Source organism: Corallococcus sp. 4LFB (assembly GCF_046520365.1).
Lineage (GTDB): Bacteria > Myxococcota > Myxococcia > Myxococcales > Myxococcaceae > Corallococcus > Corallococcus caeni.
Genome location: NZ_JBKGHJ010000507.1, coordinates 1 through 5,669, shown reverse-complemented (window position 1 = coordinate 5,669; position 5,669 = coordinate 1). Strand labels below are relative to the sequence as shown.

Annotated in this window: 3 protein-coding genes and 1 pseudogene; 3 read left to right on the top strand and 1 reads right to left on the bottom strand. The window is 71.3% G+C overall.

Annotated features, from left to right (window positions below; genetic code table 11):
- On the top strand, positions 1 to 1,489 hold a 1,489-nt coding region (locus tag ACLEQD_RS35390), incomplete at its 5' end, for an SUMF1/EgtB/PvdO family nonheme iron enzyme (RefSeq protein WP_410390191.1).
- Between the two features lie 19 nt (positions 1,490 to 1,508).
- Here the strand turns inward: ACLEQD_RS35390 and ACLEQD_RS35385 are convergent.
- Positions 1,509 to 3,092 (bottom strand): ADYC domain-containing protein, encoded by a 1,584-nt coding sequence (locus tag ACLEQD_RS35385; RefSeq protein WP_410390190.1) that lies wholly within the window; start codon positions 3,090 to 3,092, stop codon positions 1,509 to 1,511.
- A gap of 298 nt (positions 3,093 to 3,390) precedes the next feature.
- Here ACLEQD_RS35385 and ACLEQD_RS35380 point away from each other — a divergent pair, with 298 nt between their 5' ends.
- Together ACLEQD_RS35380 and ACLEQD_RS35375 are read left to right on the top strand one after the other, a co-directional pair.
- Positions 3,391 to 5,370 (top strand): CocE/NonD family hydrolase, encoded by a 1,980-nt coding sequence (locus tag ACLEQD_RS35380; RefSeq protein WP_410390188.1) that lies wholly within the window; start codon positions 3,391 to 3,393, stop codon positions 5,368 to 5,370.
- A 105-nt stretch (positions 5,371 to 5,475) separates the two neighbouring features.
- Positions 5,476 to 5,669: pseudogene (locus ACLEQD_RS35375) on the top strand (RNA 3'-terminal phosphate cyclase); the annotation flags it as partial.

Sequence of the window (5,669 nt, the reverse complement as noted above, 5' to 3'; positions counted from 1 at the left end):
CGCCAGCGACTGGTGGGGCGAGCGCTCCCGGCGCGTCGACGCGGCGCAGGCCATGGCCTCCGCGGCTGCGCTCCTCGACGAAGGCCGCGCCCTGGACGCCCGCATCGAAGCGCTCCGCGCGGAGGCCTTCACCGCGTTCGACACGGACCGCTCCGCCGAAGCGGAGGCCGCCTGGGCCCAGGCCCTGGACCTGGGCACGAAGCAGGCCCGCCGCTACGAGGACGCCAGCGCCCTGCTCGAAGCCGCGCGGACGCGCGTGGGCCGGGGCTCGAACAAGGCCCTGGATCAACGCGTCGCCGAGGTCCTCCTCCAGCGCATCCTCGTCGCCGAGCGGGACCGCGAGCCCGGCGTCCAGACCGCCCTGACCCAGCACCTGGAGGAGCTGGACCCGAGCGGCGCCGCGAGCCGGAAGCTGACCGCCCCCGTCCGGATGGAGCTGGAGAGCGTTCCGCCCGGCGCCGTCATCCACGTCGAGACCTTCCAGCCCACCCCCGGCGGCCCCCCGCGCTGGTCCGAGCCCCGGGCCTTCGGCACGACGCCCATGACCTCCGGCCTCACGCTGGAGCCCGGCTCACACCGCCTGACGTTCACGCTGCCGGACCGGCCTCCCGTCCGCCACCCCGTGCTGCTCACGCGCGGAGAGACCTTCCGGGCGAAGGTGTCCATTCCCGAGCACGTCCCGGAGGGCTACGTCTACGTGCCCGCCGGCCGCTTCCTCTACGGCAGCGGCGACGCGGAGACCATCCGCCGCACCGTCATCCGCACGCGCCCGATGCACCGGCTCACCACCGGCGCCTTCCTCATCGCGCGCCACGAGGTCACCTACGCGGACTGGCTCGCGTGGCTGCGAGCGCTGCCCGCCTCCGAGCGCGCCGCGCGCAGGCCCCGGGGCACCAACTACTTCGGCACCATCGAGCTGCGCCCGGCCACGGACGGCACCTGGACCTTCCACCTGGAGCACGAAGGCGTCACGTACCAGGCGAGGGAAGGGGAGCCGCTGCGCTACCAGGACCGCACCCTGCGCGCCGAACAGGACTGGCGCCGCTTCCCCGTGTCCGGCATCTCCTGGGAGGACGCCCGCGCGTACGTCGCCTGGTTGGATTCCACCGGCCGCCTGCCGCGCGCGCGCCTGTGCACCGAACGCGAATGGGAGCGCGCGGCCCGGGGCGCGGACGGCCGCGACTATCCGCACGGCCCGGTGCTCGCGCCGGATGACGCCAACTTCGACGCCACCTACGGACGCAAGCCGCGCGCCTTCGGCCCGGACGCGGTGGGCTCGCATCCCGCGTCGGACAGCCCCTTCGGCGTGGCGGACCTGTCCGGCAACGTCTGGGAGTGGCTGGTGACGGACACGAACGGCTCGCCCGCGTACGGCGGCGGTTCGTTCTACCAGGACGCGCTCACCGCCCGGGCCCTCAACCACGGCGACGGCGAGCCGCGCACACGCTTCCCCTTCATCGGGATGCGCGTGTGCGCGTCCGTGCCCTGACGCCCCAGGGCCCGGCGACTCAGAGGTCGCGCCCCGGCAGCTGCCCCACCGCCGGCAGGTAGCCCAGGTCCTTGACGAACGCGAACCCGGACGGGGCCTGCGTGGACGTGGCGAAGACGCCCGGCGTCAGCAGGGACCGCCACAGCTTCAGGGGCCGGCGCTGGCCCGCGCTGGTGACGTCCACGGCGCTGTAGACGTAGCCCTCGATGGCGCGGTCCCCGTTGATCATCTTGAGGAAGTAGCCGGCGGCGCCGTCACACGTCGACCTGTCCGTGAGCAGGTAGCGCCCGGTGCCGTCCACGCACCGGTACAGCGGCTTGATGAAGTTGCTCATGCGCGCCCGGATGTTGGCGGGCAGGCTGGGGGAGAGGATGGGCCCCTCCTTGCGCAGCGCGGTGAACGGCGTCACGTCCGCCACCCCGTTCGCGTCCAGGTCCAGGTGGATCCCAGACACCTTGCCGCCCCCTTCGAGGGTCGTCGGATCCACCGTCACCGAGGTCGTCGTCACGTAGTGGTTGTTGGCGTCCTTGAACGTCACCAGCGACCGGTCGATGAAGAGCGAATAGGACACGAGCAGCGTCGCGTTGGCCTGGGCCGACAGGTTCATCCACTCGCACGGCCGCGTCGCGCGCGGGGCCAGCAGGAGCTTGCGGTTCACGCACGTGGCCTCCAGGGGCAGCGAGTCCCAGCGCTTCTTGCCCAGGCATACGGGCCGCACGTCGCCGCAGTCATCCACCTTCCACACGGCCTCCAGGGAGTAGCCCTCCAGCGTGGCCGGCAGGTTCCCCGCGTTCAGCAGGATGGCTTCCTGCGGCCCCATGAACTTCAGCGGCGTCCCGTCCAGCGTGTTGCTGCGCCCCTCGCCGCAGTAGTCCGCCGTGGCCATGCGCGTGCACAGCTGGTGGTACTCCATCGCCACGTCCAGGGGGTAGCTCGTCGCCCAGGGCGGATAGCCCCAGTCGATGCACTTGGCGACGACGCCGCCGCCCACGAAGAACGGCAGGCTCGCGGTGCCTTCGTTCTTCGCCGCGCAGGCGAAGGTGAAGTGCTCGGAGTTGGAAAGCAGCTCCCCGCCCGCGGACCAGGCGTGGGGCGCCGCGAGCGCGAAGCCGCTGCCCGTGGGGCACAGCGGCTGGGACTGGCCGTCCTCCGTGGCCGCCGTCACGCGGTACTCCCAGAACGCCTTGCCGTCCGCCAGGTTCTGGGTCGTGCACGGAGAGACAGGCCCCGTGATGCTCTCGTGACAGCGGGCCTCCTCGATGGCGAGCTTCACGGAGCGCCCCTCGAAGGGCGCGCGGAAGACCGCGCCCACGAGGTCGGTCCCCTCCAGGAACCAGAATGGAGGGTTGGCGCCCGAGCAGGACTGGAGGCCCACCAGCCGCCCGTTCAGCATCACCGCGGACTTCGTGCACGTGAACCCCGCGGGCGAAGAGGCGGGCTCGAAGGAGCTCAGCGGGATGTTCACGGTCTCGAAGCGCTCCGAGCCGTGCAGCCGCGTGCCCTGCGCGCTGTTCACCGGAGGCGGCTCCGCCTCCGCGCCCAGGGCCGTCAGCATGCCCACCGCCAGACACCACCGCTTCAGCATCCTGCCACTCGCCTTCATGGGTCCGTCTCCCGCTGGCCTTCGAATCCGTGGGGCGCACCGTCGCGTCCCCGCTGACAGGGGAACGGGCAACCCGGCGGTTCTTCACGACGCGTGTCTGATTTGTCCCGGGTGTGCAAACCTTGCCGTGGATGCAATCGCTGCAGGGCCACGAACGTGAGGAGGCTGTGCAAGCCTTGCACGCCTGGCGCGCGGCGCGATGCGGCGGGCGTTCCAGCTTCCTTGCCCCGGCGGCTTCCCCCAAGATGCATTTCCCCCGCATTTTCCCCCGCATTTCTTCCGCAAAGAGGAGGGGAGCATGACCTTCCACCGCCGTGGCCTCGTGGCCGCGCTCGCGCTGTTCACCCTGGCCGGCCCCGCCCTGGCGCAGGCCCAGGCCACCCCGCCCAAGCCTCCCGCGGATCCGGACGCGGAGCGCGTCGCGTACATCCGGTCGCACTACACGAAGTACGAGGTGCGCATCCCCATGCGCGACGGCGTGAAGCTCTTCACGGCCTTCTACGTCCCCAACGACGCGAGCCCCCAGAAGCGCTACCCCGTGCTGCTCACGCGCACGCCGTACTCGGTGGGCCCGTACGGCGCCAGCCGCTACCCCCGCGCCCTGGCCAACCAGGCCTTCGAGAAGGACGGCTTCATCTTCGCCTTCCAGGACGTGCGCGGGCGCTACCTGTCCGAAGGCGAGTTCGTCAACGTGCGCCCCCACCGCGATGGCAAGCGCGGCAAGGACGTGGACGAGAGCAGCGACACGTACGACACCATCGACTGGCTGGTGAAGCGCGTGCCGAACAACAACGGCAAGGTGGGCCTCTGGGGCATCTCCTATCCGGGCTTCTACTCGTCCGCGGGCGCCATTGATTCGCACCCCGCGCTCAAGGCGGTGTCGCCGCAGGCGCCCATCGCGGACTGGTTCTGGGACGACATGCACCGGCATGGCGCCCTCAACCTGCAGCTGACCTTCAGCTTCTTCGCCGCCTTCGGCAGGCCGCGCCCCACGCTCACCGACGACACGGAGTGGAAGCCCTACGACTTCGGCACCCCGGACGCCTACCAGTTCTTCCTGGACCTGGGCCCGGTGGCCAACGTGGAGCCCCAGCACTTCAAGGGGGACGTGGCCTTCTGGAAGGACATCGTCGCGCACCCCAACTACGACGCCTTCTGGCAGGCGCGGAACCTGCTGCCGCACCTGAGGAACATCAAGGCGGCGGTGCTGGTGGTGGGCGGCTGGTACGACACGGAGGACCTCTACGGGCCGCTGCGCACGTACGCCGCCATCGAGAAGCAGAACCCCGGCATCACCAACACGCTGGTGATGGGCCCCTGGCCCCACGGCGGCTGGATGCGCGGGGAGGGCACGTCGCTGGGGGACGCGGAGTTCGGCTTCCCCACCAGCACCACGTACCAGGACCTGGTGCTGGCCTTCTTCCAGCAGCACCTGAAGGGCGGCCCGGACGCGGCCGTGCCGGAGGCGCTCGTCTTCGAGGGCGGCGCCAACCGCTGGCGCAAGCTGGACGCGTGGCCGCCCCGGGGCACGAAGCAGACGCGCCTGTACTTCCAACCCCAGGGCGCGCTGACGTTCCAGGCGCCCACGGTGGCGCAGGCGTCCCAGGCGTCCCAGGCTTCCCAGGCTTCCCAGGCTTCCCAGGCTTCCTTCGACGAGTACGTGAGCGACCCGGCCAGGCCCGTGCCGTACACGCAGGACCTGAGCCCCGGCTGGTCCAAGACGTACATGACGGAGGATCAGCGCTTCGCCTCGCGCCGGCCGGACGTGCTCACCTACCAGACGGCGCCGCTGACCCAGGACCTCACGCTCGCGGGCCCGCTGGAGGCGGAGCTGTGGGTGTCCACCACCGGCAGTGACGCGGACTGGGTGGTGAAGGTGGTGGACGTGAACCCCGGGAAGCTGCCCGGCTGGACGAAGGAGCAGGAGCACTCCGGCGAGCGCAACCGGGGCGCGCAGCAGACGCTGGTGCGCGGAGAGCCGTTCCGCGGCCGCTTCCGCGACAGCTATTCCCAGCCCAAGCCCTTCACGCCCAACGAGGTGACGAAGGTGAAGTTCGTCATCAACGACGTGTTCCACACCTTCCAGCGCGGCCACCGGCTGATGGTGCAGGTGCAGTCCAGCTGGTTCCCGTTCATCGACCGCAACCCGCAGACCTTCGTGCCCAGCATCTACGAGGCGAAGCCGGCGGACTTCGTGCGCGCGATGCACCGGCTGCACCACACGGCGGCCTGGCCCAGCGCGCTGAAGGTGAACGTCCTGCCCGGCCTGGACGAGTAGTTCCCCGGTCCCCCCGCGCGCGGTCTGCTAGGCTGCGCGCCCGCCACCAACGCGGGCGGCCCTTTTGCCGGGCCGCGCGCCACGCCACGCCATGACGGGAGGGACATGACCGGTCACGACCGGCCCGACGCCGGGCGGTGCTGCTCGACGGAAGCCTGGGGGAGGGGGGCGGCCACGTCCTCCGCTCGGCGCTGTCCCTGTCGCTCATCACCGGCCGTCCCTTCCAGCTCACCGGGCTGCGCGAGCACCGCGAGCCGGCGGGCCTGCGTCCCCAGCACCTGGCCTACGTGCGCGGCGCG

Excerpts from the sequence above, each read along its gene's own strand:
- ACLEQD_RS35385 (WP_410390190.1), bottom strand. The coding sequence starts at position 3,092 with ATGAAGGCGAGTGGCAGGATGCTGAAGCGGTGGTGTCTGGCGGTGGGC.
- ACLEQD_RS35380 (WP_410390188.1), top strand. The coding sequence starts at position 3,391 with ATGACCTTCCACCGCCGTGGCCTCGTGGCCGCGCTCGCGCTGTTCACC.